Annotated in this window: 7 protein-coding genes; 4 read left to right on the top strand and 3 right to left on the bottom strand. The window is 27.8% G+C overall.

Translation table 11 applies throughout. The annotated features are described in order from the left end of the window. The 3 genes from ACTHW2_RS11410 to ACTHW2_RS11400 all read right to left on the bottom strand — a co-directional run. Positions 1–697, bottom strand: a 697-nt coding sequence (locus ACTHW2_RS11410) for a DUF2812 domain-containing protein (protein ID WP_442264045.1), incomplete at its 3' end; no start/stop codon positions are given. A 41-nt stretch (positions 698–738) separates the two neighbouring features. Next, a complete protein-coding gene (locus ACTHW2_RS11405) occupies positions 739–2,196 on the bottom strand; it encodes a DUF2812 domain-containing protein (RefSeq protein ID WP_442264044.1) in 1,458 nt (485 codons plus the stop codon). Continuing rightward, a complete protein-coding gene (locus tag ACTHW2_RS11400) occupies positions 2,174–2,503 on the bottom strand; it encodes a PadR family transcriptional regulator (protein ID WP_442264043.1) in 330 nt (109 codons plus the stop codon). The genes ACTHW2_RS11405 and ACTHW2_RS11400 overlap by 23 nt, the downstream gene beginning before the upstream one ends. Before the next feature lie 198 nt (positions 2,504–2,701). Between ACTHW2_RS11400 and ACTHW2_RS11395 the strand changes: the two genes are divergently transcribed. The 4 genes from ACTHW2_RS11395 to ACTHW2_RS11380 form a co-directional block, all read left to right on the top strand. Beyond that, positions 2,702–2,875: a hypothetical protein gene (locus ACTHW2_RS11395; protein ID WP_442264042.1), complete on the top strand. Its 174-nt coding sequence runs from the start codon at positions 2,702–2,704 to the stop codon at positions 2,873–2,875. Positions 2,876–2,903: 28 nt separating this feature from the next. Beyond that, complete coding sequence (locus ACTHW2_RS11390) at positions 2,904–3,653, top strand: nitroreductase family protein (protein WP_442264041.1); 750 nt, start codon at positions 2,904–2,906, stop codon at positions 3,651–3,653. A 25-nt stretch (positions 3,654–3,678) separates the two neighbouring features. Then, positions 3,679–3,843 (top strand): DUF3221 domain-containing protein, encoded by a 165-nt coding sequence (locus ACTHW2_RS11385; protein ID WP_442264040.1) that lies wholly within the window; start codon positions 3,679–3,681, stop codon positions 3,841–3,843. Further along, the coding region (locus ACTHW2_RS11380) for a hypothetical protein (RefSeq protein WP_442264039.1) at positions 3,840–4,169 on the top strand (330 nt) is incomplete at its 3' end. The genes ACTHW2_RS11385 and ACTHW2_RS11380, both read left to right, overlap by 4 nt.

Here is a 4,169-nt window from a genome sequence, read left to right as displayed (position 1 = left end):
TTAAAATAAAAGCTGAATAAAAGCTATATGATATAAATAAAATCAGGAATATCAAATATATCCCAAAAGTTGCTTTTTCAAATAAAAACTTTGACTCTACATATTCTAATGATTTTCCCATCTCTATATTATTTTTATTTGTTTTTAAGAACTTTTTTATTCTTATTATTTGATAGACTACTGATATAAAAAAGATTGGTATTACAGGAGCTAATATCTGAACCATCCCGTCTTGCATAAATTGAATATCAGTAAACATTCCTCCTAATATTGACCAAGCTAAATATAAATAGAAAGGAATTGTAATATATGAAGATATAAGCTGTCTTTTACCTAAACTTTCCAAGGTGTTGAACTCTTCTTCTTCATCAGTTGATATATCTACTACCTGTGTTCCAGATTTTTTAAAATACACATGAAGATTTCTTGCCTTCATAGCATAGTTCCACCCTACAGACTCACATACAGTTTGAAATTCTTCAATTTCTTCTTTACTCTTTATAGTAAAGGCTGTTTCAACTTCATATGGAGATATAGAAAAATCTAATTCTTCAGGTTCCATCTTTTTATATATAAATATACTTCCTATTATAATCTTATTAATTAACCATCCTTTCTTAGCCATTTGTTCAAAATGTTTTTCTATTAAAGGATAGTTTGTTATATCCATAAAGTTATTTTCTATTTTAAATTTCATCGTTATTACCCCCTACTTTTCTTTCTATATAATAACTATTCTTATAGCTCTAATTTATCTTTAGTTATTTCTATAATTTCTGGATTAGTAAAGTCTTTTCCTTCAAGATAAAATACTTCCTTTCCATTTTTTATTACTATTTCATCATTTTTATAATTTAAAAAATATACCTCTTCTAGCCTCCAAAGATTGTTAGTATCCTTTTTTATCCATTTTTCTTTCATTATTTTTTCAGATTCATCTACTGCTTCTTTTACATCTTTTTCTTTTAAGTCTTGAAATTCTTCTTTAGTGATTCCTATCTCTGATAACTCTTCATCATAGACACCTTCTTGAAAAGATTCCCTTACTTGCTGTAGATGTCCACCTAAACTATTCTTAGCCTGTCTTAAATAGTTATCAAGTAAATTTTCAGCTAAGTTTTCATTTAAAGCATCTCCATACTCCGTTCTTACATATCTATCTCTTTTATCAAAAGATGTGTATTCATAAGATTTAGGAATTAATATACTCCTCTTTTCCATTAGGTCACCAGTCTTTTCCATAACTTGATCCCTAAAATCATTAGATGATATTACCTTATATCCATCTATGTCTGGATCCTCTACTCCATACAGTAAGTTTGTTATTCCAAATCTTCCAACCCCTATAGCTAAAATACTAGCTAAGCCAAGAGTTAGAAAAAATCCTATTATTTTATAATTTCGACTTATTTTAGATGGTTTTACAAATATCCTATATAAGCTTCCCACTATAAGCCCTATTAAGATTAGAGAAGAATATAAAAGTGTAAATTTATTTCTTAAAAAGAAAATTGAATAAATAAAATATATTACAAGCAAAAATATAATTATAAAAAATAAGAAGAAGCTTGTTTTTTCTATATAAAAGCTAGATTTACTAAACTCTATTTCTTTCCCTAACTTTATGTTTTCTTTGTTTATTTTTAAAAATTTTCTAATATGAACTATAGTTGAAAGGGATAATATAATTGCAAATGGTATTATAGGAGCTACTATCTGACTTACAGCATCTTTCATAGTATAAATATTGCCAAATAGTCCACCTAAGATAAACCAGGAAAATAATAATAAAAAAGGTGTTTGTATATAAAGTGATTTAAGTTGCCTTTTTCCTATAAATTCTAAATTGCTAAATTCTGTTTCTTCATCAGTTGATATTTTTTCTGCTTGGCTTCCTGCTTCCTTAAAATATATATGAAGGTTATAAGTTTTAGTGGCATAGTTCCATCCAACTCTTTCACATACCGACTGAAACTCTTCTAAGTCTTCCTTACTCTTTCTAGTAAATGCTGTTTCTATTTCATAAGGCATTATAGAAAAGTCTAACTCTTCAGGATTTATCTTTTTATATATAAATATACTTCCCATTATAATCTTAGTGATTAACCATCCCTCCCTAGCCATCTTTTCAAAGTGATCTTCTATAGATGGATAGTTAGTTATGTTGATAAAATTATTCTCTATTTTGAAATTCATCTTCGTTACCCCCTTTTACAGCACTTGCATCTTTTAATAATTGTTCTAGTCTTTCTATTTCTTTTTCTAATCGTTTTTCTCCTATCCCAGTTATGAGATAAGTTTTTTTATTATCATCATCTGAAACCATTTCTATATATTCATCTTCTTCAAATCTAGATAGAAGTGAATATAGCGTTCCTGGTCCAACTTTTACACGACTTTCTGTGAGCCATTCAATATATTGCATGATTTCATAACCATGCCTTTTTTCTTTTAAACTTAAAAGTATATAGTACATAGGTTGGGTTAAAGCTCTTTTAGCCATATTTACCTCCTTTTTATCTTATAAATCCATCTATATCGAGCCTGGTTATATCGGCACTCGATACATCTATTAATTTTATTGTATATCGGATGTCGATATAAGTCAATGAAATATTATTTGAATATGTAAAATAAGGCATAACTAATAATATTTATGATATAATTAAAAAATAAAGATTTAAAAAAGGAGTGTGTTATTTTGAGAAGATCAACTTCTGGTACTACAGAGTTTTTCATATTTATAATTGTATTAGCTTTAATATTTTTTGTTTTAGAATCCTTAAATATTGTGGTCAATCGTATCTACATAGTTATTCCTTTTTTAATTATATGGATTGCTTTTAAAATGTTTAGGAGCAATAGGTCTAATTAAAAAACAATAAATCTTTAGGAGGTCAATAATGAACGAAGTTATCAGACAAATTAAAGAAAGAAAGTCTGTAAGAGTCTTTGAAGATAGGGAAATCTCTTCATCTATAAAAGATGAGATTTTAAACTCTGCATTTGAAGCTCCTACCGCTGGCAATATGATGCTATATAGTATTTTAGATATAAGTGATAAAGACTTAAAGTCTAAGCTATCCATAACTTGTGATAATCAACCTTTTATAAAAAAAGCCCCTATGGTACTAATATTTTTAGCAGACTATCAAAGATGGTATGATTCTTTTAAGCTAAACAATTGTAATCCAAGAAATCCTGCCCAGGGTGATATACTGCTAGCATCAGCAGACGCTCTAATAGCTGCACAAAATACAGTGGTAGCGGCCCAGTCCTTTGGTATAGGTTCTTGCTATATTGGAGATATCTTAGAAAACTATGAAGAGGTAAAGGAAATTTTAAATCTTCCAGACTTTGTTATCCCTGTGGGAATGCTAGTGTATGGGTATCCAACTAAGCAGCAAAAGGAAAGAAAGAAGCCTATACGTTTTGAAAGGAAATATATAGTACATGAAAATAAATATCAGAGACTAAGTAAGGAAGAGCATACAGAGATGCACAGGATAAGAAATGAAAAAACTAACTCCATCAATAAAAATATAGCTGAGGATATAAAAGCCTTATGTAAAAGAAAGTATATGTCTGATTTTTCACTAGAGATGAGTAGATCAGCTGGCAAATATCTTGAAAACTTTAGAAATTTAGATTGAACAAAAGTTTATAGATAAAGATGTATTGGGAGATGCTTATTATGGCTTAATATATTTAAGCTATGATAAGGCAGGAAAATTTAGTAAAGGTAACGAAGTGGAAATATGGATTGATGGTGCTATTATGGAATCTTACCCCTCACAAGCTAAGGCTAGAAAAATTTCACATAAGGAAGGTGAAATAAAATGAGTACAGCAAAATCATATATATCTAATATAAAAGAAAATATAATTTTGAAATTGTACTTAATACTTTTTTCTTTAATTAATTTTGTGTATGTCTATTTTGAAGTATTAAAGTCAAGATATGTAGAAAGAAATTCACTAGGAGGGACTATAGGAAAAGAACATTTTGAATACCTTACAAGTACTTCTAACATCATGAATTTTTTAGAAATACTTCTTATATCTATGTTTTTAATTTATCTTATAATTACATTTATAAAAAAAGATAAACTAGGAATAAAGTCTTTTATAATAATTAATTTTAGTCTTTTTGTAAGCTTATTTTTTATT

Source organism: Tissierella sp. (assembly GCF_052089545.1).
Taxonomy (GTDB): domain Bacteria; phylum Bacillota; class Clostridia; order Tissierellales; family Tissierellaceae; genus Tissierella_A.
Note: the sequence above shows the minus strand (reverse complement) of the source record. Positions and strands in the feature narration are given on the sequence as shown.